26 protein-coding genes and 1 tRNA gene are annotated in these 25,007 nt (G+C 58.6%); 6 read left to right on the top strand and 21 right to left on the bottom strand.

Features of this window, described 5'->3' with window-relative positions:
* Nucleotides 1-198: 198 nt before the first annotated feature.
* The 17 genes from DXX99_RS06485 to DXX99_RS06405 form a co-directional block, all read right to left on the bottom strand.
* Nucleotides 199-852 carry a nitrite/sulfite reductase domain-containing protein gene (locus DXX99_RS06485; protein WP_115792686.1) on the bottom strand — a complete coding sequence of 218 codons (654 nt, stop codon included), beginning with the start codon at nucleotides 850-852 and terminating at the stop codon, nucleotides 199-201.
* Nucleotides 853-951: 99 nt separating this feature from the next.
* Nucleotides 952-1,599 (bottom strand): Crp/Fnr family transcriptional regulator, encoded by a 648-nt coding sequence (locus tag DXX99_RS06480; protein ID WP_115792685.1) that lies wholly within the window; start codon nucleotides 1,597-1,599, stop codon nucleotides 952-954.
* Between the two features lie 6 nt (nucleotides 1,600-1,605).
* Nucleotides 1,606-3,873: a 5-methyltetrahydropteroyltriglutamate--homocysteine S-methyltransferase gene (gene metE / locus DXX99_RS06475; RefSeq protein WP_115792684.1), complete on the bottom strand. Its 2,268-nt coding sequence runs from the start codon at nucleotides 3,871-3,873 to the stop codon at nucleotides 1,606-1,608.
* 419 nt (nucleotides 3,874-4,292) lie between these two features.
* The gene (locus DXX99_RS12010; protein ID WP_205664657.1) at nucleotides 4,293-4,688 is read right to left on the bottom strand and encodes a sulfite exporter TauE/SafE family protein; all 396 of its coding nucleotides are present in this window, start codon (nucleotides 4,686-4,688) and stop codon (nucleotides 4,293-4,295) included.
* Complete coding sequence (locus DXX99_RS12005; protein WP_115792683.1) at nucleotides 4,688-5,902, bottom strand: sulfite exporter TauE/SafE family protein; 1,215 nt, start codon at nucleotides 5,900-5,902, stop codon at nucleotides 4,688-4,690. The genes DXX99_RS12010 and DXX99_RS12005 overlap by 1 nt, the downstream gene beginning before the upstream one ends.
* Nucleotides 5,878-6,696: a DUF169 domain-containing protein gene (locus DXX99_RS06460; protein WP_115792682.1), complete on the bottom strand. Its 819-nt coding sequence runs from the start codon at nucleotides 6,694-6,696 to the stop codon at nucleotides 5,878-5,880. Before DXX99_RS06460 ends, DXX99_RS12005 begins: the two co-directional genes overlap by 25 nt.
* A gap of 323 nt (nucleotides 6,697-7,019) precedes the next feature.
* Nucleotides 7,020-8,591 (bottom strand): methyl-accepting chemotaxis protein, encoded by a 1,572-nt coding sequence (locus DXX99_RS06455; protein WP_165847744.1) that lies wholly within the window; start codon nucleotides 8,589-8,591, stop codon nucleotides 7,020-7,022.
* A gap of 77 nt (nucleotides 8,592-8,668) precedes the next feature.
* Nucleotides 8,669-9,409 (bottom strand): twin-arginine translocase subunit TatC, encoded by a 741-nt coding sequence (gene tatC / locus DXX99_RS06450; protein WP_115792680.1) that lies wholly within the window; start codon nucleotides 9,407-9,409, stop codon nucleotides 8,669-8,671.
* Nucleotides 9,410-9,465: 56 nt separating this feature from the next.
* Nucleotides 9,466-9,681 (bottom strand): twin-arginine translocase TatA/TatE family subunit, encoded by a 216-nt coding sequence (gene tatA / locus DXX99_RS06445; protein ID WP_115792679.1) that lies wholly within the window; start codon nucleotides 9,679-9,681, stop codon nucleotides 9,466-9,468.
* 109 nt (nucleotides 9,682-9,790) lie between these two features.
* Nucleotides 9,791-11,236: a NiFeSe hydrogenase large subunit gene (gene hysA / locus DXX99_RS06440; protein ID WP_319993823.1), complete on the bottom strand. Its 1,446-nt coding sequence runs from the start codon at nucleotides 11,234-11,236 to the stop codon at nucleotides 9,791-9,793.
* A gap of 74 nt (nucleotides 11,237-11,310) precedes the next feature.
* The gene (locus DXX99_RS06435; RefSeq protein ID WP_240610847.1) at nucleotides 11,311-12,237 is read right to left on the bottom strand and encodes a hydrogenase small subunit; all 927 of its coding nucleotides are present in this window, start codon (nucleotides 12,235-12,237) and stop codon (nucleotides 11,311-11,313) included.
* A gap of 58 nt (nucleotides 12,238-12,295) precedes the next feature.
* Nucleotides 12,296-12,817: a HyaD/HybD family hydrogenase maturation endopeptidase gene (locus DXX99_RS06430; protein WP_115792676.1), complete on the bottom strand. Its 522-nt coding sequence runs from the start codon at nucleotides 12,815-12,817 to the stop codon at nucleotides 12,296-12,298.
* A gap of 75 nt (nucleotides 12,818-12,892) precedes the next feature.
* On the bottom strand, nucleotides 12,893-13,999 hold the full coding sequence (locus DXX99_RS06425) for a 6-phosphofructokinase (RefSeq protein WP_115792675.1): 1,107 nt from the start codon (nucleotides 13,997-13,999) through the stop codon (nucleotides 12,893-12,895).
* A gap of 85 nt (nucleotides 14,000-14,084) precedes the next feature.
* The gene (locus DXX99_RS06420; RefSeq protein ID WP_115792674.1) at nucleotides 14,085-14,282 is read right to left on the bottom strand and encodes a hypothetical protein; all 198 of its coding nucleotides are present in this window, start codon (nucleotides 14,280-14,282) and stop codon (nucleotides 14,085-14,087) included.
* A 12-nt stretch (nucleotides 14,283-14,294) separates the two neighbouring features.
* The gene (locus tag DXX99_RS06415) at nucleotides 14,295-14,765 is read right to left on the bottom strand and encodes an HAD family hydrolase (protein WP_115792673.1); all 471 of its coding nucleotides are present in this window, start codon (nucleotides 14,763-14,765) and stop codon (nucleotides 14,295-14,297) included.
* An 11-nt stretch (nucleotides 14,766-14,776) separates the two neighbouring features.
* On the bottom strand, nucleotides 14,777-15,421 hold the full coding sequence (locus DXX99_RS06410) for an adenylate kinase (RefSeq protein WP_115792672.1): 645 nt from the start codon (nucleotides 15,419-15,421) through the stop codon (nucleotides 14,777-14,779).
* Nucleotides 15,422-15,480: 59 nt separating this feature from the next.
* Nucleotides 15,481-15,558, bottom strand: a tRNA-Pro gene (locus DXX99_RS06405).
* A 230-nt stretch (nucleotides 15,559-15,788) separates the two neighbouring features.
* Here DXX99_RS06405 and DXX99_RS06400 point away from each other — a divergent pair.
* The 6 genes from DXX99_RS06400 to hydE are packed head-to-tail and all read left to right on the top strand — an operon-like array spanning nucleotide 15,789 to nucleotide 21,655.
* A complete protein-coding gene (locus DXX99_RS06400) occupies nucleotides 15,789-16,055 on the top strand; it encodes a TM1266 family iron-only hydrogenase system putative regulator (protein WP_115792671.1) in 267 nt (88 codons plus the stop codon).
* Nucleotides 16,052-17,530, top strand: coding sequence for an aspartate ammonia-lyase (locus DXX99_RS06395; protein WP_115792670.1), 1,479 nt, complete (start codon nucleotides 16,052-16,054; stop codon nucleotides 17,528-17,530). The genes DXX99_RS06400 and DXX99_RS06395 overlap by 4 nt, the downstream gene beginning before the upstream one ends.
* Nucleotides 17,493-18,971 carry a [FeFe] hydrogenase H-cluster radical SAM maturase HydG gene (gene hydG, locus DXX99_RS06390; RefSeq protein ID WP_115792669.1) on the top strand — a complete coding sequence of 493 codons (1,479 nt, stop codon included), beginning with the start codon at nucleotides 17,493-17,495 and terminating at the stop codon, nucleotides 18,969-18,971. Before DXX99_RS06395 ends, hydG begins: the two co-directional genes overlap by 38 nt.
* The gene (locus DXX99_RS06385; protein ID WP_115792668.1) at nucleotides 18,955-19,293 is read left to right on the top strand and encodes a hypothetical protein; all 339 of its coding nucleotides are present in this window, start codon (nucleotides 18,955-18,957) and stop codon (nucleotides 19,291-19,293) included. Before hydG ends, DXX99_RS06385 begins: the two co-directional genes overlap by 17 nt.
* Nucleotides 19,290-20,567 carry a [FeFe] hydrogenase H-cluster maturation GTPase HydF gene (hydF, locus tag DXX99_RS06380; protein WP_115792667.1) on the top strand — a complete coding sequence of 426 codons (1,278 nt, stop codon included), beginning with the start codon at nucleotides 19,290-19,292 and terminating at the stop codon, nucleotides 20,565-20,567. Before DXX99_RS06385 ends, hydF begins: the two co-directional genes overlap by 4 nt.
* A 5-nt stretch (nucleotides 20,568-20,572) precedes the next feature.
* Nucleotides 20,573-21,655: a [FeFe] hydrogenase H-cluster radical SAM maturase HydE gene (gene hydE, locus DXX99_RS06375; protein ID WP_115792666.1), complete on the top strand. Its 1,083-nt coding sequence runs from the start codon at nucleotides 20,573-20,575 to the stop codon at nucleotides 21,653-21,655.
* On the opposite strand, the gene DXX99_RS06370 is transcribed toward hydE, so the two are convergent.
* From DXX99_RS06370 to spoVAC, 4 genes are read right to left on the bottom strand one after another with little or no spacing between them, the layout of a single operon-like run.
* A complete protein-coding gene (locus tag DXX99_RS06370; RefSeq protein ID WP_115792665.1) occupies nucleotides 21,600-23,090 on the bottom strand; it encodes a spore germination protein in 1,491 nt (496 codons plus the stop codon). The genes hydE and DXX99_RS06370 overlap by 56 nt on opposite strands.
* Before the next feature lie 17 nt (nucleotides 23,091-23,107).
* Nucleotides 23,108-23,464 carry a stage V sporulation protein AE gene (spoVAE, locus tag DXX99_RS06365; RefSeq protein WP_115792664.1) on the bottom strand — a complete coding sequence of 119 codons (357 nt, stop codon included), beginning with the start codon at nucleotides 23,462-23,464 and terminating at the stop codon, nucleotides 23,108-23,110.
* Between the two features lie 13 nt (nucleotides 23,465-23,477).
* Nucleotides 23,478-24,491, bottom strand: a complete 1,014-nt coding sequence (gene spoVAD / locus DXX99_RS06360) for a stage V sporulation protein AD (protein WP_115792663.1) — start codon at nucleotides 24,489-24,491, stop codon at nucleotides 23,478-23,480.
* A 16-nt stretch (nucleotides 24,492-24,507) separates the two neighbouring features.
* Nucleotides 24,508-24,993: a stage V sporulation protein AC gene (gene spoVAC, locus DXX99_RS06355; protein WP_115792691.1), complete on the bottom strand. Its 486-nt coding sequence runs from the start codon at nucleotides 24,991-24,993 to the stop codon at nucleotides 24,508-24,510.
* Nucleotides 24,994-25,007: the final 14 nt, after the last annotated feature.

Below are 25,007 nucleotides of genomic sequence, written 5' to 3'. Positions count from 1 at the left end.
TGTCTGAAATAGGTTGATTGTGCATGAGACCTCGCTCCTCCTTTCAGTCCATGAAAATTGTCCGCGAGGGGCGAGGTCTCCTCCTTCATGAGTCTCCTCCGTCACCTACTGAAATTGTACGCCCTCAGGGTGCGCCGCGGGCTTCCCCTGCCCTAGTTTTGCGCACCCTTTAAAGGACTTTAGGAAGAGCTTGGCTTTTTAAAGTCCGGCTTCCATCTTTAAACGCTCGATGCCGAGACGGTGGGCAAAATTGCCGAAGCGCTCCCCTTTCTGCCCTTCCCGCCGGTAAAGGTCCAAAAGCTTCTCAAAGACCTGCTCTACTTCCTCAGCTGTAAGTCCTTCGGCCAGGACTTCCCCTATACGGGGAAACTGGGCGGCGTTTCCTCCCACCACCACGGTGAAGCCGGTTTTCTTGCCGAAAGCGCCGAAGTCCCGGACCCAGCTCTCGGCGCAGCAGATGGGGCAGCCGGATATTCCCACTTTCATCTTGCCTGGCAGTTCTACCCCGCCGAACTTTTCCTCGAGGCGCATCCCTAGGCCCAGGGAATCCTGAAGGGCCAGCCGGCAGGCTGCCGTACCCGGACAGGACTGCACGCTGCGCAGGCAGGGGCCCACGGCCGGAGCGGGGGGAAGCCCCAGGTCAGCCCAGACGGCCTCCACATCCTCCGCTTTAAGCCCCACCAGCGCTATGCGTCCCGCAAAGGTGAGCTTCATCACCGGTATCTGATATTTCCGGGCCACCTGAGCCAGCTTCTCCAGGATTTCAGGGGTGACCAAGCCTCCTTTGATCCAAGGTACCACCGCGTAAGTCTGGCCGTCCCGCTGCAAAACGGCACCGCGCGGAGCAGACACTTCTCCTCTCCCCTTTCCGGTACAATTTTTACCGCCAGTTTAGCCGGGAAGGGGGAATAAATCATTGATCTTAATCAATTTTGCCTGAAAAGATCTTTTCTAGATTTTAGCTTGGCAAAGGATGATCCGGCGGCCCCGGCGCTCGATCACTCCCTCGCGCCGCCAGCGGGAAAGGCAGCGAGAAACGGTCTCCGGAGTGAGGCCGGCTAGGGAGGCCAGCAGAGACACGCTGGGGGAGAGGGGGAAATCCCTTTCCGCCAAGAGGTAAAAGAGCAGCTTTTTCAGGCGCCTGCAAGCCGGCTCCAGTGCCAGCAAGGCGGCCAGCTCTCTAGCCCAGTGTAGACGCTTTATCAAGCACTCCTCGAAGGCCTGGGCTAAAAGAGGGAAACTGCTAAGCAGGTGGCGAAAGAGCTCGGCCGACATCTCGCATATTTCCACCGGCGTGAGAGCGGAGGCAAAGTTAGGAGGCCCGGAAACCCGAGGCCAAACGGCTTCTTCTCCCAGAAAGCCCCCCGGGCCTACCAATTCTAAAATTTGCTCCCTCCCGGACTCTCCCAGGGAGAAGATTTTTACCCATCCTTGCCGCACGATGCCTACCCGCCGGCTCTTTCGTTCCGGGGAAAAGATCTCTTCTCCGGGAGCATAGGAGCGAACCACTAAATGGGCGGCGAACTCCTCCAGATGCGGGGGTGGAAGATACTTCACCACGGTTACCGGCCGCACGGCGCACTCGTGGCAGCGGATCATCAAGGTCTATCCCCCTAGCTTTGCCCGCAGACGCCTGGCCACCGCAACCATACGCCTTAAGGCTTCCACGGCTTCCTCTTCTTTCCGTGTCTTGAGTCCGCAGTCGGGGTTGACCCATAGCCTATCCGGCGGGAAGAGATCTAGCACCCGGCTCAAGAAGCGCTCCATCTCCTCTTCCTGGGGGAGGTAAGGGCTATGGACGTCGAAGACCCCCAAGCCTATCCCCCGGCGGAAACCGTGGCGTTCAAGTTGCTTCACGAGCTCCGCCCCACCCCGAGCGGCCTCCACCGAGACCACATCGGGGTCCATACCTTCGAGCGCCGACAGGACTTCTTCCAGGTCGGCATAGCACATGTGGGTGTGAATCTGAGTCTCGGGCTTGACCCCGGAGGTAGCCAGGCGGAAGGCCTGAGCGGCCCAGAGCAGGTATTGCGGGCGCTCTCGCCGCTTAAGAGGCAAAGCTTCGCGAAAGGCCGGCTCGTCCACCTGGATTATCCCGATTCCTTCCCTCTCCAGCTCTGCTATCTCGTCTCGCAGGGCCAGCGCTATCTGGTAGGCTATCTGCTCCTCTTCCAGGTCCTCGCGCACGAAGGACCACTTGATCATGGTTACTGGTCCGGTGAGGATGCCCTTCACCGGCCGGGTGGTAAGCGACTGGGCGTAGCTCGTTTCCGCCACCGTCAAACTTTCCCGGCGCCAGACATCGCCGTAAAGGATGGGGGGCTTTACGCAACGCGAGCCGTAAGACTGCACCCAGCCGTTAGCGGTCAAAGCAAAGCCGGGAAGCTTGGCAGCGAAGTACTCCACCATGTCGCTGCGCTCAAACTCCCCGTGCACCAGCACGTCGAGCCCTATCTCTTCCTGGATCTTTATCCACCGCGCTATCTCCTGGCGGATGAAATCGCGGTATTCCTGCTTGCTTATCTCTCCCCGCCGGAAGCGAGCTCTGACGGTGCGCAAGGCCGAGGTTTGGGGGAAGCTTCCTATGGTGGTGGTGGGAAGGAGGGGAAGCTTGAGTTTCTCCGCCTGCAACTTCTGGCGCTCTTCGAAAGGCACGCTGCGGGTGAACTCTTCTTCGCCGAGAACCCCCACCCGGCGGCGCACATCAGGGACTACCCGCCCCGGCATGGCGTCCAGGGCCTGTCTGGCCCGGCTGGCCTCCTCTATTTCCGCTCGGACCGTTTCCTCTCCCCGGGTTAAAGCTTCCTTCAGCATCCTGAGTTCTTGCAGGCGCTCGTCGGCGAAACTCAGGGCGTTTTTGAGCTCTGGTGGAAGCCTCTCTTCCCCGGCCACCGTGACCGGAAGGTGCAGGAGGCTGCAGGAGGGCTGGAGCCAAAGGCGATCCGGGGAAACAAAGCCGCTTAAGTATCTTACTAACTCCAGAGCCCTCTTGGGGTCTGTCCGCCAGACGTTGCGGCCGTCTACTACTCCGGCTCCCAGCACTTTATCCTTGGGAAAGCCATAGTGTTCCAGATTGGCTAGGTTGTGCCGGGCATCGCTTACCAGATCCAGGCCTACACCGGCCACGGGCAAGCGCATAACTTCCGGATAGCAGCTGAGACTGCCGAAGTAAGTTTGGAGCATGATCTTGACCCTGCTCTTTTCGGCCAGCTGGCGGTAGGTCCGTTCCACCGCCTCTACCTCTTCCCGCTCGAGATCCAAAACCAGAGCCGGCTCGTCCAGCTGCACCCACTCGGCTCCGGCCTCGGCCAGCTGCTCCAGGAGCGCAACGTAAGGGGGTAATAGGCTTTCCAGCGCTTCCCGCCAGTCCCTGTAGCCTCGAGAAAGCTTTACGAAGGTGAAAGGACCAACCAAGACCGGCTTACCGTTGACTCCCAAGGCTTGCCGGGCCCGCTGGAAGGCCTCCAAGTAGGGATTTGTGACTAAACGCGGCTCTTTCTCCCACTCAGGCACGATGTAGTGGTAGTTGGTATTGAACCACTTTTTCAAGGCGCAGGCCTTTACCCCTTCCGCTCCCCGTGCCAGGGCGAAGTAAAGCTCGAGTCCCCCACGACCCCTTAAGAACTCGAAGCGCTGGGGAATAAGATCTAGGGCGAAGGCCAAGTCTAGCACGTGATCGTAGAGGGAAAAGTCGCCTACCGGCAAAAGTTCCACTCCAAGCTTTAGCTGCCGGCGCCAATTATTTTCTTCCAAGGAGAAAACTTCTTGCCAAAAAGCTTCTTGCGCCAGCTTTCCTTCCCAGTAGGCCTCGAGCAACCACTTGAGTTCTCTCTTCTCTCCTATACGTGGATAACCTAGATTGCTAACGAGCAAAGCATTTTCACCCCCGAAAAGTGGCTACGAATTTTCCGGTACCGATGTCGGGTTACACCGGTTGCCTGGCGGTCCTTTTGAAACCTGCCGCCGGAGGGGACCGTCACTGCTGTCCCGACTATGTCAGGTGCCGCTTATGCGGCCCTTGACGATACTTGCAGTTTTTGTTTTTAATTTTTACCACAAAAACCTAGCCGCCGTGGTCGATCCAACCGCCTTTATGGAGGCAGGTCTTCCCGCGGTGGTTTTATAAAATTAAAAGCTTCTACCTCGCTCGTTCGCGGGCGAAGCCTTGAGGTAAGCCTTCTTGGCTTTGGGATAGATTTTAACACTCAAACCTCGGCCGGTAAAGAGAAAAATCGCCCCCGCAGCCATGAGGGCGCGGGGGCCAGAGCATTATGGGGATGAAAGGGTTTGGCCTAGTAAACCCCCAGAAGGTTGAGGGCCAGAAGAACCAACCCGGCCGCGGCAATGCGCTTCACCGCCACCGGACTGACCCTTTTGGCTATCTGGGGGCCGATATACCCGCCCAAGATGGCGGCCGGGAACATTATGAGGAAGAGCAGAGGGTCGAAGTTGCCAAACTGGTAGTGCCGGAGCGAGCCCATGAGGGTGTTGAAGAAGATAGCCAACAAAGAGCTTCCTACTACCACGTACATGGGCAGCCCCAACCCTACCGTTAGGAGGGGAACCATAAATGGGCCGCCGCCGAAGCCGAACATCGAGGAAATTACTGCTATGAGAAAGCTACCCAAGCAGCCCAGAAGCACGTTTACTTCGAACTCCTGCCCCCAGAACTCGATCTTCATTTTCATTACCTACCGCCCTCCTTGGCCAGGCGCGCCTTCGCCGCCTCTTCGGCTCGGCGCCGGAATTCCTTCAGGATAGCCTGCTCCTTCTTGTGGCGCTCTAGGTAACCGGGCGTAGTCTGCCACACCATGAGCCCGGCCAGGACCAGCAAGATCCAGCCGAAGATGAACTTGAACTGCTCCAGAGTGATGAGCTCGGTAAGCTTGGGTCCGATAAAGCCACCCAGCACCATGGCTGCGCCTAAGCTCAGCCCCAACTTCCAGTTAATGAATTTTATCCGGGTGTAATTGTAAATACCGGAAGCCTGGGAGAAGAGCACTGTGGGCATGACCGTACCCGCCACCACCGTGTGCGGTAGGGGCCAGAGGGAGACCAGCAAGGGGTTGAGGATGAAACCGCCTCCCGCACCCATGAGCACACCGAAAGTGGTTATGGCCAAGGCCAGCAGGAAAGGCCCGAAGATGTTGATGCCCGTCCCCGCGTTGCTTAGGTAAACGGAGGGGAACCTCAAGTGGTTTTCCAGATACACCGGCGCGCTGCGCTCCCCCTTATCGGTCACCGCCACCACATAGTACCGGCCAGGAGCAGAGTCTTTGGGCAGAGTGACGGAAGCTTTAAAGGAGCCGTCGGGGGAAATTTCTAGAGCCGGGCAGAAGATTTTGTCTGGGTCTCGGAAACGGGCCTTAATGAGTTGCATGGAGCGCTTCCGCGTCTCCTTGGGATCGAGAGGAGGCAGTAGCTTCCCGCGGGATCCGATGACGCTGGCCAAGAAACCCGCCTTGTAAGCATCGATTTTTATCTTGGAAGGAGCCCGGTAGGCTACATCCGCTCCCAGATCCTTTAGAGCTTTGCTCAGAGACCATTTCTTCCCTTCGGCCTTGATGGCCTGTAATTTATCTTTTTCGTCTGCCGGCAAGATTATCTGGTAGTAAGCCGGCACTTCTTTAGAAAGGTAAAGTATGTAGGGAATTTTCCCCGTCTGAGGATCCTTTTTGCTGTCGAAGTAAGAAGCGCGCACTTGCTTCTCGCTCCATATTTCCAGAAAGACTCGGCTTCCTGCCGGAGCCTTTCCAGTAACGGTAAAAGTACCACCGTTGTCGAACTCTGTCCGGTCCAGATTGATGGTGAAATCACTAGCGATCGCCGGCAGAGAAAAAGCCACCAGCAAAAAAACCAAAAGTAAAGAACTTGAGACTATTTTCCCGTGGTGCTGGAGCATGCCTCCTTACCCTCCTTCGCCTCCCGGAATACGATCAGAGGACAGTTCTTGCAAATGTCGGCACCGGGGAAGGGATCTCCAGGGCGGGTTATGGAACTCGAGCCGTACTTCTCTATCCGCTCTAGCAGCCGGTTGACCACCGCTCCGATGTGCTCGCCCGGGATCATGACGTTGATCTCCCCCCGCTCCGTTTTGCCCGCATTATAGCTGCCGCTGCAGGCGGGATGAACGGTGGCCATCTTTTCCTGGTAGGAAAAGACACAGCCGGCACAAGTTGCCGAGTTAATGGTGAAGTTAGAACGGAGCGGGTGGATGTCAAGTGCCGACATGTAGTCCACCGCCAGGTGATAGGCCTGCATGTTGTCGCAGTAGAAGTGCACCACATCGGGGTCGAAATAAGTGCTGGCTAGGGGCGAGACGACAAAAGCCTTAAGGCTGCCCTCCGGCAGGCGAGGTTTAGACTGGATAAACCTGGCCGCCTGATCCCAGTCGCGCACATACTTGAGATGGCTCTTTATCTCGTTATCGTCAAAAGACTTCCAGCCGAAGACAAAAGCAGCGTTCGAGCAACCCAGGTTCTCCCGGGTGGCCAGCAGAGTGTAGCCCTTCATGCGCGCCCCCAACTCAAACTGGCAGAAGGTCAAAGGACGCAGAGCCTCGTAATAAGAAGCGTTCCGACGAAAATCTTCGAGCTCTTCTTCCTCGAAGATAAACTTCACGGCCACGGGGTAGTACATTAGTCTTAGCTCTTCCATCAGGATCTGCTGCATTTCCCGGTAACTCAGCGCCTTCATTCCTCATCCTCCCCTGAAAGCTGGTCGAGTCAACTTTCTCTCCAAACGGGTCACACGACCGAACCTTCCTCTCCCTCCTTTCTGGCATAAAATAAAAAATATCGACCTTGTTGCTCGTGTTGATTTTAACAAGCTCTCAATCCTTTGTCTGTCGCGTTAGTTGATAGTATGGGTTAATCTATCTTGCCTGACAAAGTCGCATGGCTGACAACTGGAGACGAAAATGTGAGAAGGTAAACTTTCGCCAGGTTAGCGTCTGAACCAAATAAACACTTAAGGGGGCAAGATGCCTTGCCCCCTTAAGTCCTGGCTTTCGACTGCTATTAGAGCTTGAAGGCGCGGGTAGAATCCTTGAGACTGGCGGCTTCGCGCGCCAACTCCTGGGCCAGCTGGCTTACGCGCTCCGCCATGCGCCCCAGGTCCTGGGAAGAGGTGGCTACGTTCTGAGTAGCTTCGCTCGTCTGCTCTACGGCGTGGGCTATTTCCTTGAGCGCCCCCAGGGTTTCGCCCACACGCCCCAGCACCCCTTTGAGGGACTGGGCAGCCTGATCTACCGCGTTGACTCCTTCGTGCACCGCAGCAGAGGAACGGGTGGCAGATTCGGTAACTTCCCGCATGCCCCGCTGGATGTCGGCCACCAAGCCGGCTATCTCAGAAGCTGCTCTGGCCGACTGTCCCGCCAGCTTCCGCACCTCCTCGGCCACCACGGCGAATCCTCGCCCGTGCTCTCCCGCCCGTGCCGCCTCTATAGCCGCGTTTAAGGCAAGCAGGTTGGTCTGCTCGGCTATATCCATGATGGTCTGGGTTATGCGGTCGATGAGGGAAGTGGTTTCCTCCTGCTTCTTCACCAGGGCTACCTCCTGGTCTACCGTCTGCCTGGCTTCCCTTATTTTGCGCAGGGCCTCGTCCAGAAGCTGGAGGCTCTTGCGGGCCTCCCCCTCTATCCGGTCGGCGGACTCGGCCGCGGCTTGGGCGTTGGCGGCCATCTCCTCCGCGCCAGCCGAGAGCTCCTGAGCACTGGCCGCCGTGGTCTCCACCGCCGCCGAGGCTTCCTCCGCCGCTGCCGCCAGCTCCTCCGCCCTGGAAGCCACCCTCCCCGCCGCCTCCTGCGTCTGCCGGGCAAGTTCCCTTAGCCTGGCCACCATCTTTTCCGCCGCCTGGGTGAGTAGGGCCAGGGCTTTAAAGCGCTGTCTGCCAAAGGCCACCCCCAAATCCCCGGCCGCCACTCGCTCCAGCGCCGCCGCCGTCTGACGGATGGGGTCGGTGAAGGCATTGGTGAGAGGCACAAGACCAAGGAGGAAAAGCAAAATCACCAGGGCACCGCCTAAAGCACTAGCCCAAATGAGCTGCCGGGTAAGAACTTCAAGCTTCTCCAGAGGTATTCCCACAAACCACATCCCTACCACGCTGCCCTGGGCATCGCGAAGGGGCATGTAGGCGGTAAGGGAGCGCCTGCCAGCCACGTCAGCCACCCCGTAGTACTCTTTACCTTCCTTGAGCACCCTCTCCACCACCTGGGGAGCAGCTTTGGTACCCACCACCCGCTGCCCTGCCTGGTTGCAAACGGTGGTGGCTACGCGGGTATCGCCCAGGAATAAGGTGGCTTCGCACCCCGAAAGCTCTTTGATCTTGTCCACCAACTGGAAGTTATTATTAAGAACCGCCCCGCCCTTGCAAAGGTACTTCCCTTCTCTCACTTCCCAGTTTCCCGGGTAGCACTGGTCGAGGAAAGCGTAGCCGAGTTTCAGGGTTTTCGCCAGCCGGTCCTGCAAGGTGTCCTGGAGCTCGCGCCTTCCCAGGTAAATAGCCAGACCGGTGGAGGTACAGACGCTCACCACCAGGCCCAGGGCCAGTACCAGACGAAGAAGCCGCCTCAGAGAGACCTCCCGTCCCAAAAAATCCACCCCCTATATAACCAGAGTCCCCCCTTTGAGGGGAAATCGGTCCCAAGGGCTAAACCTTTAGGACGGGATTAGTGTGGTTCAGGGCGAAGCTCGCTTTTTTCCTTTTGCCGGGCCATGGCTTTCTCGGTCAGCCGGACTATAAAAACGCTTATCTCGTAAAGGAGATACATGGGGCCGGCCATCAAGAGGCAGGTAAAAGCGTCGGGGGTAGGGGTAATGGCCGCCGCCAGGACGACGATGACCAGAAAAGCGTATTTGCGCTTGGAAGCTAAGAACTTGCTGGATATCAGCTCCAGCCGGGCCAGCAAGTAGCTTACTAAGGGGAGCTCGAAGATGATACCGAAAGGCACGAGGAAGTAGATGGTGAAGGAGATGTACTTGCCGATGGTGAGCATGGGAACGAGGTAGTCGCCGCCAAAGCGCAAAAGAAAGGCCAGTCCGTAGCGGTAGACCCCGAAGAAACCAAAAAGCACCCCGCCCACGAAGAGAAAGAAAGAGCCGAAAACAAAGAGCACAAAGTAACGCCTTTCCGTCTCCTCCAGGGCGGGAGCTAGAAAGCTCCATATCTGCCACAGGATAATAGGAAGGGCCATTAGAAAACCGGAGAAGAGGCAGACCTTGACTATGGTCATAAAAGCTTCCGTGGGAGCGGTAAAGACTACCTTGTAGCCGGCGCTGGTGAGGGGGCTTAGGAGTAAGGCTAGGATCTGTCGGTAAAAAACAGCGGCTACCAGAGACAAAGCACCTGTTGCCACCGCGGAGACGATTAGCACCCGCCGCAGCTCTTCCAGGTGCTCGATTATGGTCATTTCCTTGTCTTTCCTGGTTTTAGTGGTAATAGTACCTTCCTCCCTGTGCTCCCGGGCTATCCCTTGATGCTCTTGCTCACCTCTTCCACTTCCTTTTTTACCTCATCCACGTTACTCTTCAGGTCGCCTACAATGTCTTGGGTAGACTTGCGGAACTCCCGGATGGTCTTGCCCAAAGAGCGTCCGAGCTCGGGAAGCTTGCTAGGGCCGAAGACAATCAAAGCAATGGCCAGGATAAGAAGAAGCTCCGTACCACCGAAATTCCCGAACACGGTCTTTCCCCCCTCTAATCCCTCTCCCAAAAGTATAGTACAAATAAACTCGCCTCTCCAACCACAAAAATTAAGCCCCCTCCTCGTGGGAGAGGGCTTTTAAGATTCTTTACACCGGGACGACCACCTTGCGACCCCAGGAGTCCTTCACCTCAACGAGGTGAACGGCACAGCCAAGTCAGGGGTCGAAAGATCGAATTACGCGCACCACCTCAATGGGGTTTTCCAGATCCTTGACCGGTGTGCCTACCAAGGCCTGTTCGATGGGTCCGCGCTGTCCCTTGTCGTCGCGGGGGCTGGCGTTCCAGATGGTGGCCGACACTACCTGGTAGTTGCGGATGCGGTAGTCTTTAATCTCTATCCAGTGGCCGATGGCGCCCCGTGGCGCTTCCCAAAGCCCCATACCTCTGGCCTCGCGCGGAACCTCGCACGGCTTCATGGTGGGCTCGCCCGGACGGAGCTGGTCGAGCCACTCCATCATGGCGTGGGCTACCATCCGGCACTCGATGGCCCGCGCCAGGTGGCGCCCCATGGTGGAAAAGGCCTTTTCTCCTAAGCCGAACACTTCCGGCACGCGGTTCACCCACATGCGCGCCAGCGGTCCTACCTCCATGGGAAGCCCTTCGTAGCGAGGAGCCTTGATCCAGGAGTAGGCCCCCGCCTTACGCGGCTGGGGTTCAGTCTTGCCCTCCGCCGGGTTAAGCCCGCTGGTATCGTTGCGGTACCAGGAATATTTGACGTCCTCCGTGATCTTGGCAGGATCTACCGGGATGAATTTGCCGTTGGCATAGGCCCCCCGCTTGATGAGCATCTTCTGGCCCGTCGGATCGGGCTCATCGGTCAAGGGGAAAATTCCATAGGCTAAAGCGTTCTGGTATCCCCGCCCTATATCGTAGTAGTCCTTGTAGACTTCGCCTATAGCTACCACATCGGGGACGTAGACGTTGTCGATAAAGTCGATGAGTTCCTTTAAGTAGCTCCGGAAGTGGTCAATGCTTTCCTTGGTCACCTTCTCGGTGATCCCGCCGGGGATGATAACCGTGATGTGCGGCATCTTGGCTCCGTAGATCGCCAACATCTCCTGGGCCTTCCGGCGCATGTTCAGGGCCTCGAGGTAGTGCTCCACCGCCTTTTTGTTGACCTCCGGCGGCAAACGGTAGTCCCCCTCGTACCGGGGAACGAAAGGAGGAACATCGGGCCCTTTCACGTAGTCCAGGGCAGCCAAGGTGTAAAAGTGCAGGATGTGCGACTGGATGTAGTTGGCTCCCTGGATGAGGTTACGGGTGATGCGGCCGTTGGTGGGAACTTCGGCTTTAAAGGCGTCGTCCAGACAGCGAGCCGAGGCCATGGAGTGAGCGATAGGACAAACGCCGCAGATGCGCTGGGTGATGTGCTGGGCATCGCGCGGATCCCGCCCCTGGAGGATGATCTCGAAGCCACGGAAAAGGGTGCCTGAAGACCAGGCATCCACCACTTTACCGCCGTCGACGTTGACTTCTATTTTCAGGTGCCCTTCGATTCGGGTAACGGGATCGATAACCACCTTCTTGGACAATTCGTTATCCCCCCTTGCTTCCGCCTTACCCTCTAATCCCGTCCCTTCGGGAGACGGGCTTTTCTATCTCCCGGTTACTCGTGCAGGCGATAGCGTCCGTAAAGCGGCCCGCTATCGTCCGGGAATCCCGGTTCGGAACAAGCCTGACAGGGCGCACCCGCCCGGATACACCAGTTGGTGTGATTATTCCACCACCGGATGTGACAGCGCGAATGGGCCACCATCCCTTTGCAGCCGACCATGGCCAGGCACCCCTCGTCCCCCGGGTGCTTAGCAAAGATCCCTTTGGCGAAGTACTCGCACCGGGGGCAACCTTCGTGAATGGTTTGGTCGGGGAAGAAGAGCTTGGGCCGGTTGAAGTAATCCAGTTCCGGTAGCTCCCCGAAGCGGAGCACATAGGTAAGGGTCCCTAAAAAGTCGTCCGGGTGCATAGGGCAACAGGGAACGTTAATGACCGGGGTCTTTTTAATCACTTCCCAGACGCCCACCGTGGTCGTAGGATTGGGGGCGGCGCCGGGAATGCCTCCGAAGGAAGCACACTGCCCAGCGGCTATTATGGCTGCAGCCTTGCTCCCGTATTCTTTCAGGGCGTGGAGCAAGGTTATTTCCTTGCCGTCCTTTTCCCCTATGGTGCAGAAGATGCCATCGTCCCCCGTTGGCACTCCACCTTCTACCACCAGGAAGTACTTGCCCGGATACTTGGCCGCCGTTTCCTCCAAAGCGTGCCAAGCTAGGTGGCCAGCAGCCGCCATGACGGTGGGATGAAAGCGCAGACTAATGATATCTAAGAGGACTTTCTGGATAGGGGGATTTACCGCGTTGAGGAGAGAGACTGAACACCCGGTGCATCCGGCTCCCTGGAGCCAGATAACAGGGGGTTTGCCTTCAGCCGCTTCGGCTAAGGTCTCCAGTATGTAGGGCTCCAGGGCAGAGAGCAAAGCTATTCCCGCCGTGGTTCCGGTGCAGATCCGTATAAACTCGCGCCGTGAGATTCGTCTCACCACATCTTCCCTCCCATCCCTTTATGCTCCGGAAAGCCGCTCAAGTAGCTTTTTAAGCCTACCTGCTATCCGCTACCCCCTCTCTTCGAGTGTTATTTCCCAGACTCCTTTCAAGCCACTCCCGTATCTCGGCATCTACCAGAGAAACCAGACGCGGCAGCCTTTTTTTTACGAGGGGACTGAGCTCCATCCCCCAGGCCATGCGGGCGGGCTGCATGCCAAAGATAGTGGTGGGGGGAAGCACCCCGGTAACTTTCGCCAGGTAGATTACTTCCAGGATACCGACCGAGTGGGAAGAAAGAGCAGCCACCGGAACGTAATCGTCGAGTTCGTCAGGGGAAAACTTAAAAATGGTACCCGGGGGAGCCTGCCCGTTGACCGCGTCAATGATGATCAGGCGGGAAGAGTCCTCAATATAGTAAAGAAGGTCTATGCCGGCTGTTCCCCCGTCCAAGATCTCCACTGACGGCGGGTAGGAAAACTTCTGGAGTTCGCGTACTGCGTGAATGCCCAGCCCTTCGTCCTGCAAGAGGAGGTTCCCGATACCCAGAACGGTCAGTTTCGGTTCCCGTTCCTCCATGGGTTCGTCTTCCCTTCCGTCCCGTCTGACATCTTTTAAAAATTCGCTGCTTGCTCCTCAAAATCCTGCTTGATTTTAGTCGCCGAAGCTTATTCCCATCTGGCGCGCCGCTCGGATGAGGTCGCAGCCTAAGGGAACCCGCCGCATGGTTCCCACCGCTTCGGCCAGAGGGACAGAGGTTATGTCGGGAGTCCGGAGGGAAACCATTTCGCCAAAGCGCCCTTCCATCAGGAAGTTGACCGCCGCTGCTCCGAAACGGGTGGCCAAGAGACGGTCGAAGGGAGTAGGTGATCCTCCCCGCTGCAGGTGCCCCAACACCGTCACACGAGTTTCGATGCCGGTTATCCTCTCTATCTGCTCCCCCACCACGTTGCCGATGCCGCCAAGCCTTATGCTTTCGAAGCTTTCCTTCACGATCTTCTTGACCACCACTTCCCCGCCCACGGGCTTGGCTCCCTCAGCTACCACCACGATGCTGAACTTTTTCCCCTCTCGCTGGCGCTCCAGGATCTTCTCGCACACTTTATCGATGGTGAAGGGGATCTCCGGGATGAGAATCACGTCAGCCCCTCCGGCCACGCCCGCGTGCAGAGCTATCCAGCCAGCGTAGCGCCCCATCACCTCCAGCACCATCACCCGGTGGTGAGCCTCAGCGGTGGTGTGCAGCTTGTCTATGGCTTCGGTGGCCGTAGCCACCGCCGTGTCGAAACCGAAGGTCTGGTCGGTAGCCGCTATGTCGTTGTCTATGGTCTTGGGCACCCCGATGACGGGGAACCCGTAGCGCTCCCATATCTCTTTAGCGATTTTAAGGCTACCATCGCCGCCGATGATGATCAGGGCCTGGATACCCAAAGAGTTGAGGTTGTTTATCGCTTGCTGGGAAAGGTCCTTGTAAACGATCTCCCCGTTTTCCCGCACCGGGTAGTGGAAGGGGTTTTCCCGGTTGGTCGTTCCCAAAATGGTCCCGCCGCGGGGCAGGATGCCCACTACATCCTTGGGGGTGAGGCGGCGGCTCCGGTTTTCCACCAGGCCCGCGAAGCCGTCCTCGAAACCTATGACGCTAAGCCCGTACTCGCGCACCGCCACCTTGACGGCTGCCCGGATCACCGCGTTAAGTCCAGGCGCGTCCCCTCCCCCGGTAAGGATACCTATCCGCTTGATCGATAACCTCGCCCTGGCCACTCTGCTACCCCCCAAAAAAATAACCGCTTTTTTGGCCCCTTTTACAAGTATCGGAGCCCAGCGGCAAGAATATAAGGTTCGTAGATCACATGGGCTTGGGTTCTTTCTGGGCCTCCTCGGCCTCCTTCTTTATCTTGGCCTCGCACAAGGGGCAGATGGCTTTGGTCTTCTTCGGGGCTTCTTCGAGAAGTTCTTCTTCCTCTTCCAGGACCGTCTCGGTCATAGCCTCGGTCTCAAATATCCGCCCGCAGATGATGCAGCGCTGCTGAACCTTTTTTCCCATAGTTTCCCCTCCTCATAAGCGTAGTGTGGCGATCAGGCGCTTCGGCTTGAGCAGGAGGTCCAAAGCTTCGTTGACGTCCCGCACCAGCACGTCGGCCGCCTGCAGAACTTCTGCCGCCAATCCTTCCGGACCCAACACCGCGATACCCAAAATGGCCCGCCGCAACATGCGCACATCGTTGGCGCCGTTTCCTATGGCCACCGTTCGGGTAGCATCCAGCCCCTCCACGTACCTCTCCTTCTCCGGACCGGTGAGGGGCTGGCGCAAAACTACTACCTTGGCCCGAATAGGAGCGCACTTCTCTGCCGCCGTGCCGAAGGTGTCGGCGGTCAAGATGTGAACGGTCATTTTTTCGGCCAAGGCGTTAAGACGCTCTACCACACCGGGTAGAAGCTCGCCGTCGCAGGCGAAGGTACCGTTAAAGTCTAATACCAGATGGTTTAGTTCCAGCAAACCCCGGCCGGGGACCTCTATGCGGAGCATCTTTTCTCCCCTTATTTTTTAAGGGCAGCCATGATATCGGCGAAAACTTTGTCAATTGGCTGATCACCGTCTATGTTGATCAAAAGACCTTTAGCCTGGTAATACTCGATGAGGGGTTGAGTCTGGGCTTCGTAAACATCAAGCCTTTTGTTAACTGTCTCCTCGGTGTCGTCGCTACGCTGATAAAGCTCTCCACCGCACTTATCGCACTTTCCTTCTACCTTCGGGGGGTTGTTGACGATGTGGTAAGTGGCGCCGCAGACTTTACAGACTCGCCGCCCGGTGAGCCGGGCCACAATCTTCTCCCGAGGAACGGAGACGTTGATAACCGCATCCAGCTTACGCCCCATGTCTTGCAGGAGTTTGTCCAGTGCCTCTGCCTGTGCCACGGTCCGGGGGAACCCGTCAAGGAGAAATCCCCGCTCGCAATCCGGCTGCATAAGTCGCTCCCTAACTACTCCGATGATTACTTCGTCGGGGACGAGCTGGCCCTTATCCATGTACTCCTTGGCCTTCTTCCCCATCTCGGTTCCCTGCTTGACGGCTTCACGCAGCATGTCACCGGTGGAAATGTGAGGGATGTTAAACTCCTTTACCAGCCGCTCCGACTGGGTGCCCTTGCCGGCCCCCGGCGGTCCCATGATGAGAAGGTTCACTGCTCTCGCTCCTTTCGACCATTTTTGTGAAAAGTAGCACTTGCCTCGGTTTAAAAAAATGGTCGGGATGACAGGATTTGAACCTGCGACCTCACGGTCCCGAACCGTGCGCTCTGCCCAAGCTGAGCTACATCCCGAACCTCAGGGAATATTATGCCGCAATTTCGCCCTTTCGTCAAGACCCACTTGACGGCGAAACTTTCTTTCAGTATACTTGGAATACAAACCGTATAAGGTTTTCCGCCCCTGCGAAGAGGGGAGTTGGTCCCTGAAATCAAGGGGGGGTCACGAAGGCTCTAAGGGGACCTATTGCCGTCAAAGGCGAAGGTTCCCTTTTTGTTTATCCCCTCAAGAAGGAGGTGGCCTATTGGAAAAGCGCATCGGAGTGGTGGGAATCATAGTGGAAAACCGGCTGGAGAACGCCCCCAAAGTGAACACCATTCTTAGCCACCACGCCAGCATGATTTTGGGACGCATGGGGATACCGGACCGGGAGCGGGATCTAGGGCTTATAGCCCTGGTCATAGAGGGAACCACGGACGAGATAGGAGCGCTCACCGGGAAGCTGGGGGCCTTGCCGGGGGTCACCGTCAAAACCGCGCTGGCACCGCCTAAAGGAGAGAAAAAGAAGTGACGGAATACCGCTGGGAAAGGGACAGTCTGGGAGAAAAAGCCGTACCGAAAGAGGCCTACTACGGTATTCACGCCCTGCGGGCCAAAGACAACTTTCCCGTTTCGGGGCAAAAGCCTCACCGGGAGCTCCTCTGGGCCTTAGGTGTGGTGAAGCAGGCCGCCGCCTCTGCCAACACGGCGGTAGGACTTTTACCGCCCGAGAAGGGGGAGGCCATAGAAAGGGCAGCGGCAGAGTTTGCCTCCGGACGCTTCGACGATCAGATCCTGGTGGACGCTTACGCCGGCGGTGCAGGCACCCCGCTTAACATGAACGTCAACGAGGTGATCGCTAACCGGGCCTTGGAGATCCTGGGTTTCGAGAAAGGGTCGTATCACATAATCCACCCCCTGGAGCACGTGAACCTCTCTCAATCCACCAACGACGTCTTCCCCACGGCTATAAAGGTGGCAGCCATCAAACTCGTGCGCCGGCTAAGCCAAGCCATGGCCAGGCTTCAGGGGGCCCTACAGCGCAAAGAAAAGGAGTTCGCTTCTATCCTCAAGATCGGCCGTACCGAGATGCAAGATGCCGTGCCTATAACCTTGGGACAGGAGTTCGGGGCTTGGGCAGAGGCCGTGGCCCGGGACTGGTGGCGCCTTTACAAGGTGGAGGAGCGCTTAAGGCAGGTAAACCTGGGAGGAACAGCGGTGGGCACCGGACTTAACGCCAGCCGCCGCTACATCCAGCTGGTGACGGATAAACTGCGGGAACTCACCGGTTTCGGCTTGGCCCGGGCAGAAAACCTGGTGGAAGCCACCCAGAACACCGACATCTTTGCCGAGGTTTCCGGGCTGGTGAAGACCGCCGCCGTTAACCTGGCTAAGATAGCCAGTGATCTGCGTTTCCTGAGCTCCGGACCCCGGGCCGGGATCGGGGAGATCCGCCTGCCCGCCGTTCAGGTGGGCTCCTCTATCATGCCGGGGAAGGTGAACCCGGTCATCCCGGAAATGGTGACCCAGGTGGCCATCCAGGTAATGGCCAATGATGTGGCCATAAGCCAAGCTTGTGCCTGGGGCAACTTAGAGCTCAACCCCTTCCTACCTTTGATAGCCCATAACCTCCTGACCTCCACGGAGATGCTGGCCAACGCCGCCCTCATCCTGGCCGAGCGCTGCGTGGAGGGCATCGAGGCCGACCGGGAGCGCTGTGAAGAGCTTTTGCACCGCAGCTGCGGCCTCATCACCGCCTTCGTGCCCTACATAGGGTACGAAAGGGCTGCTGAGATAGTGAAGGAGGCTTTGGAGAGAGATAAGCGCGTGGAGGAGGTGTTGCTGGAAAAGGGACTATTCAGCCCGGAGGAGATAGCGGCTATAACTTCTCCCCAAGAGGTGACCACGCCGGGAATAGCCGGCATCCGGTATTTCGCTCAGCGCAAAACTGCCAAGGAGGGAATTAGAGATGGCTCTGAGTCTAGCCGAAAAGACTTGGCGCGATAAGCGCCTGGAAATGATTAAGAGGTACGAGGAAGAAGAAAAACGTCAGGACTTCATCAACGAAGCGGAGATCTGGCGGATCCTGGAGGAGAAAGCCCACCCTGAGCCGGCCGAGGTGCGGGAGGTATTGGCCAAGGCGCGGGAACTCAAGGGGCTTTCGCCTGAAGACACAGCGGTGCTGATCAACACTCAGGATCCGGAGCTTCTGCAGGAGCTTTTCGAAACCGCCTTCTGGATCAAGAACCAGGTCTACGGCAACCGCATCGTGCTCTTTGCCCCCCTTTACGTCTCCAGCCCCTGCGTTAACAACTGTGTTTACTGCGGCTTCCGCCACTCCAACGAAGCGGTTTACAAGCGGACCCTAACCATGGAGGAGCTGGCTCAGGAAGTTAGGGTCATCACCCGCGCGGGGCACAAGCGGGTCCTGGCGGTCTTTGGCGAGCACCCTGCCAGCGATGTGGACTACATCTGCCGCTCACTCGAGACCATCTACGCCACCAAGCACGGTCGCGACGAGATCCGGCGGGTCAATGTCAACGCTGCTCCTATGACGGTGGAAGAGTACCGGCAGGTCAAGGAAGTAGGCATAGGCACCTATCAGGTATTCCAGGAGACCTACCACCACGAGACCTACCGGCGCCTGCATCCCCCGGACACTTTGAAGCACTCGTACAAATGGCGCCTCTTCGCGTTACACCGGGCTCAGGAGGCCGGTATAGACGACGTGGCCATCGGGGTGCTCTTCGGACTCTTCGACTGGCGCTTCGAGGTGCTGGGCCTCCTCTACCACGCCATGGACCTGGAGCGGGAGTTCGGCATCGGTCCTCACACCATATCCTTCCCCCGGCTGGAGCCGGCACTCAACACTCCTTTCACCACCAACTCACCCTATTTAGTTAGCGACGAAGAGCTGAAGAAGATCATCGCCATCCTGCGCTGCGCCGTGCCCTACACCGGGCTCATCCTGACCGCTCGCGAGAATCCGGAGCTCAGGCGCGAGCTCATAAGATTGGGCGTTTCCCAGACGGATGCCGGCTCCCGCATCGCCGTGGGCGGCTACTCGGAAATGGAAAAGGAGCACATCCTGGAGCGGCAGCAGTTCAAGATCAACGACACCCGAAGCCTAGACGAGTTCATCTACGACCTCTGCCAGGACGGCTACATCCCCTCCTTCTGTACGGCGGGCTACCGGGCCGGCCGGACCGGGTGCCACTTCATGGAGTTCGCCAAAAAAGGCCTGGTGAAGAACTTCTGTGTCCCCAACGCCATCCTTACCTTCAAAGAGTACCTGCTGGACTACGCTTCTCCCCGCACTCGCGAGCTGGGGGAGAAGATCATCGAGCAGTACCTGCAGGAGGTTGAAGGACGCCTGCCGCGCCTGGCAGAGAAGGTGCGGGAATACCTGGCTAGGATGGAGGCGGGAGAGCGTGACCTCTACGTTTAAGTCCAGGGCAGAGCAAATAGTGGAAGCGGCTTTGCGGGAAAAAGAGTTGACCGAAGCTCTGCAGCGGGCGGCCGAAGTAGCTTGTCGGCTCTTCGGCCTCCCCAAGCTCTACTTTGCCCGAGCCATAGGCCGAAGGCTTCACCACCTGACTTACTACGGGGAGGAAACCTACCTTCCCGCCGTAAAGGAGCCCCTGGGCCACGGTCTTTACGCCTTTCTGGAAGGGGCGGAACGGCTGGAGGAAGGGGCAAAGGCCGAGCTCTTGGCCGCTTTGCGCCAAGTGGTGGAGTTTTACGCCGATAAAGGGAGGGAGGCTTTGTGAGTCTCAACACCACACCCCGGGGGCAGAGGCTGCACATAGCCCTTTTCGGCCGCCGTAACGCCGGAAAGTCGAGCCTTATAAACGCGCTGACCGGGCAGGAGGTGGCCATCGTCTCCGACGTTCCGGGGACCACTACCGACCCGGTGGCCAAGGCTATGGAGATTTTGCCCTTGGGGCCGGTGATGGTCATCGACACCGCTGGCATCGATGACGTGGGGGAATTGGGAGCCCTCCGGGTGAGGAAAAGTTTTGAGGTGCTCAATCGCACCGACCTGGCCCTGCTGGTCGTCGACCCTGGTCGGGGCTTCGGCCCTTACGAAGAAGAGGTGCTCAGGCGCTGCGAGGAGCACAAGGTGCCGGTGGTCACGGTGATAAACAAGATCGACCTCTATCCGGAAGTAGTGCGCCACGGCCTCGGGGTTGAGCTCGCCTCCCCTAAGGTGTTTGTGAGCGCGCTCACCCGCCAAGGGATAGAGGAGCTCAAGCAAGTAATAATCCAGCACGCTCCCAAAGATTGGACCATGCCCACCATAGTGGGGGATCTCATCCAGCCAGGTGATCTGGTGGTGCTGGTGATTCCCATAGATAAGGCCGCTCCTAAAGGGAGGCTCATCCTCCCCCAGCAGCAGGTAATAAGGGATATCATCGACCACGATGCGGTGGCCATCATGGTCAAGGAACGGGAACTCAAGCATGCTCTGAGCCTTCTCGGCACCAAGCCCCGTCTGGTGATCACCGACGCCTCGGCTTATCTCAAGGCGGCAGCTGACACCCCGCCCGATGTCCTTTTTACTTCCTTCTCCGTTCTCTTCGCCCGCTACAAGGGGGACCTTGAGACCCTGGTTATGGGAGTCAAAGCGGTGGATGAACTACGTCCTGGCGACCGGGTGCTCATCGCCGAGGCCTGCACTCACCACCCCATCGAAGACGATATCGGCCGGGTAAAGATACCCCGCTGGTTGCGCTCGCGGGTGGGCGGAGAGCTTCACTTCGACGTGGTGGCAGGAAGCGGTCCTTTACCGGAGAATCTAAGGGACTATAAGCTCATCGTTCACTGCGGGGCCTGCATGCTCAACCGCAAGGAGATGCTCTCCAGGCTTATGCAGGCCCGCCAGGCCGGGGTACCCATCGTCAACTACGGCGTGATCATGGCTCACATGCACGGGGTGTTGCGACGCGCTCTCTCCCCTTTCCCCGCCCTGCAGGCCCTGCTCGAACCCACGGAAGAAGAAATGGAGCTGGAGCTCGAGCTTCTGCGCCGGGCAAGGAGTTGAAGCTAATGGAGTTTTGCTTTACGGCGGAAGAGTTGGCAAAGCGGGCCTTTTCCGGACCTCCCCTCACCCGGGAGGAAATCCTCTACCTTTTAAGGGCCGGGGAAGAGGAGGCGGAAATCCTCTTTAAGGCCGCCGACCTAGTGCGGGCCCAGGTTTTTGGTCCCGTGGTGCACCTGCGGGCCATTATCGAGTTTTCCAACTTTTGCCGGAACAATTGCCTTTACTGTGGGCTAAGGAGGGAAAACCGGCGCCTTCCCCGCTACCGTATGAGCGCCCGGGAGGTGGTTCAAGCCGCCGAAGAAGCGGCCTCTCAAGGTTTTAAAACCGTGGTCTTGCAGTCGGGCGAAGATCCTTGCTGGACGCCGGAGCGTCTGGCGGAGGTCGTGAAAGAGGTCAAAAAGCTGGGGGTGGCGGTCACCCTTTCGGTGGGAGAACTCGCCTACGAGGACTACGCGCTTCTCAAGGAAGCCGGGGCCGATCGGTATCTTCTCCGCCACGAGACCGCCGACCCCGAGCTCTTCGCCCGGCTCAAACCGGACACTTCCCTGACCAAGCGCCGGCGCTGCCTGGAGTGGCTCAAGGAGCTGGGATACGAGACGGGAGCCGGGTGCATGGTGGGCCTTCCAGGGCAGAGCCTGGAAAGCCTGGCGGAAGACGTGCTCTTCATGCGGGAGCTGCAGGCAGAGATGGCCGGAATCGGTCCCTTTATCCCCCATCCCGACACCCCGCTGGGGAAGGCCTCCCCCGGCTCGCCCTTTCTTACCCTCAAAGTCCTGGCTCTCACCAGGCTTTGCCTTCCTTACGCCAATTTACCGGCCACCACGGCTACCGGCGTGGCCCAAAAAGGGGGACGCGAGGCAGCGCTTTTGTGCGGGGCCAACGTGGTCATGCCCGACGTCACTCCCCACCGCTACCGCCTGCTTTACCAGCTCTACCCTGGAAAGGCTCAGGCTGACCCTCACCCGAACGCCTTCGCTTACTGGCAGGAGCGTCTTCAAGCCTTGGGCAGGACCGTAGGGCAGGACCTTGGTTTCAGCCCCCGCCCTCGGGGCGCATCTGCGGCTGCCGGTCCGGATCTATTGGCTTGAGGATGGAAGGGCGGCTATGCTGGATGGCCACCGGCGGTCGAATGAGAACACTCTTTAGGCCTTCGAGGTTAAAGGGCAAAAGCGGCCACAGATAAGGGATGCCGAAAGAGCGGGTAAGGGCCAGGGCGGCGAAGGAGAGGAGGCAGCCTATAATGAATCCCGGGAGGAGGAAAAGCCCGGTAAGGACCAGGATAAAAAGCCGCAGCAGCCGGTTAGCCATGCTGAGCTCATAAGAAGGGGTAAGGAAAGTGCCGATGGCGGCCGTGGCCACATAGAGGGTCACCTCGGGTATGAAGAGCCCGGCCCGAGCAGCGATATCTCCCAGCAGCACGGCGGCGATGATACCGGTAGAAGTGGCAATGGGGCTAGGGGTATGGATAGTGGCCATACGGATCATGTCGATGGCCACCTCGGCCAACAAGAACTGAACGAACAGGGGCATGGCCCCTATTTTTTTAGGGCCTATGAACTTCAGCTCCGGCGGCAGAAGCCCGGGCTCAAGAGCCAGGAGGAGCCAGAGTGGGGTGAGGAAGATAGAGAGGAGTACCCCGGCGAAGCGCACCCAGCGCAGGTACACCCCTATGGCCGGGCTCTGCCGGAATTCCTCCGCGTGCTGCAGGTGGTGGAAGAAGGTGCAGGGGAGGATAATGACGCTGGGAGAGGTGTCCACCATGACCACCACGTGCCCGTCCAGCAGGTGTGCCGCCGCTACGTCCGGCCTTTCCGTGTAGCGTACCCGCGGGAAGGGGTTCCAGAAGCTCCCCGGAGTGATGAGCTCCTCCACCGTTTTTTCCGCCATGGGGAGACCGTCGATGTTTATGCGCTGGATTTTCTCCCGTACGCTGTCCACTATCTCCGGGTTGGCCACGTCGTCCAGATACACCAGCGCGATATCGGTCCTGGAGCGGACGCCGGCGGTAAGGTGCTCGATGCGCAGCCGGGGATCGCGCAGCCGCCGGCGCAGCAGAGCGGTGTTGTGCACCAGCGTCTCCACGAAGCCGTCGCGGGAACCTCGGGTTACCTTTTCCAGGTCGGGCTCCTCGGGCATGCGGGCTGGGTACTGGCGCACATCTATGGCTATGGCGCGCGCCTCCCCGTCCAACAGTAAAACGGCGGGGCCGCTCAAAGCGGCGTCAATCACCTCTTCCAGGGTTTTGAGTTCCTGCACCTCGCCGTAGACCACGTGCCGGTAAAGGAGCTTCTGGAAAGTGTTGAAAGCTATCTCCTCCGGCTGCAGGCGGGAAAACTCGCGCATGATAAGGCTTAAGGGAGTGTCCTTGGCGAAGGCGTCGACGAAGAGAAAGGCCGCCTTTCTTCTGCCGATCTCGATCTCGCGCAGGATGAGATCGAAATTCTTCTTGAACACCAGGCGCCGGTCGAGCTCCTTAAGATTATCTTCCAGGTTTTTGGAAAGCGGTGTTTGGCGCTTGGTCACACTCTACCCTCCCCACTTTAGCCTTTGGGGCGGAAAAGCAGAGCGGCGAAGTAGCCGAAGACCACGGCGGCCGTTATCCCGGCTGCTGCCGAAGCCACCCCTCCCCGGAAAACTCCCAAAAGCCCCTCCCGTGCCGCTCCTTTTATGGCTCCCTGTGCCAGCAGGTGCCCGAAGCCGGTAAGGGGCACGGTGGCACCCGCTCCCGCAAATTTCACCAAGGGCTCGTAAAGCCCTAGAGCGCTCAGGACCGCACCGGTGGTGACTAGCCCCACCAGGACGTGCGCCGGAGTCACCTTGTGGCTGGTAAGGTCCATCAAGAGCTGAGCCAGCAAGCAGATGAAGCCGCCTACCAGGAAGGCCTTTAAGAAAAGCATCTCTTTTCCCCCTTCAAGCCTCCAGAACCACTGCGTGGGCTATGGCCGGGATGGTGTCCCCCTGCTTGGTGGTTATGGGGCTCATAAGCGCCCCCGTACCTATCCCCAGCACCCGTCGCAGGCGCCCAGCAGACAACTCCTGGAAAAGGTAACCGCAGGTGACCACCGCCGGGCAGCCGCAGCCGCTGCCGCCGGCGTGCACATCCTGCTTCTGGCGGTCGAAGATCATGAGCCCGCAGTCGTTGTGCCGCTCACCAAGTTCATACCCATACTCCCGGCAAAGGGCCAGCAAGAGCTCCCGTCCGTAGTAGCCCAGGTCCCCCGTTAAGATGAGGTCGTAGTCGGTGACCTGCCTTCCCAGGTCGCTGAGATGACTCACTATGGTGTTGGCGGCAGCAGGAGCCATGGCCGCCCCCATGTTCATAGGATCGGTGCTCCCTAGGTCTATCACCCGGCCGATGGTGGCATGGGTAACCCGGGGCCCTTTCCCCTGCCTGCCGAGTAAGATGGCTCCCGCACCCGTCACCGTCCACTGGGCCGTAGGGGGGCGCTGGCTCCCGTGCTCGGTGGGAAAGCGGAATTGTCTTTCCGCCGTGGAATAGTGGCTGGAAGAACCGATGAGGACGTAGTCGGCAAAACCGCCATCGATAAGCATGGCTCCCAGGGCCAGGCCCTCATATATGGTAGCGCAGGCCCCGTAAAGCCCCACGTAGGGAATTCCTAGAGCTCGGGCGGCGAAGTTGGCTGCCACGATCTGGTTTAGCAGGTCCCCCGCCAAAAGGTAGTCTACCTGCTCGGGCCGGAGATTGGCCTTGGCCAGCGCTTTCTCCAAAGCCTCCTGTAAGAAGCGCCTCTCAGCCTTCTCCCAGCTGTCTTCCCCGTAGTACGGGTCCTCTATGACCTTATCGAAGGTGGGGCGCAGCGGGCCCTGCCCCTCCTTGGCTCCTGCCAGGGCGGCCGTGGCCAGGATGACCGGCGGTTGAGCAAAGGCCACCGTTTGACTTCCTATTCTCTTGGGTGCCGGCATGAAGCTCTTCCCCCTTTTAGCTTCCCAGCGGAGGGCGGGGACCGAAAAGGTAATAGATAAGGCCACTTAACCAGGCGGTGACGATGCCGAAAACCAGGATGGGGCCGGCGACGGCGAAAAGCCTGGCCCCTACCCCCAGAACCAGACCCTCCGTGCGGGCCTCTAAGGCCGGAGCCACCATGGCGTTGGCAAAACCGGTTATGGGGACGAGCATACCCGCCCCTGCATAGCGGGCTAGCTCGTCATAGAGCCCCAAACCGGTGAGGAAGGCAGCCAGGAAAACCAGGACGATAGAGGTCGCCGTGGCCGCGTCTAAGAAACTGAGCCCAACGCCTTGGAAAAAGGAAACGATGCCCTGGCCGGCGGTACAGATAAGTCCTCCCACTCCAAAGGCCCAGAGGCAGTTGCGCCAAACCGGCGGGCGGGGTACGAGTCGGTTGACCATCTGCTGATACTGGCGCTTTTGCATCTCCAGCGGCTGGCTAGGATCAAACTGTCTCACCAACTTCGCACCCC

The sequence above is a fragment of the Ammonifex thiophilus genome (assembly GCF_003368535.1).
GTDB classification, from domain to species: domain Bacteria; phylum Bacillota; class Desulfotomaculia; order Desulfotomaculales; family Ammonificaceae; genus Ammonifex; species Ammonifex thiophilus.
The sequence above is the reverse complement of the archived record's forward strand: the minus strand, read 5'-3'. Positions and strand labels throughout refer to the sequence as shown.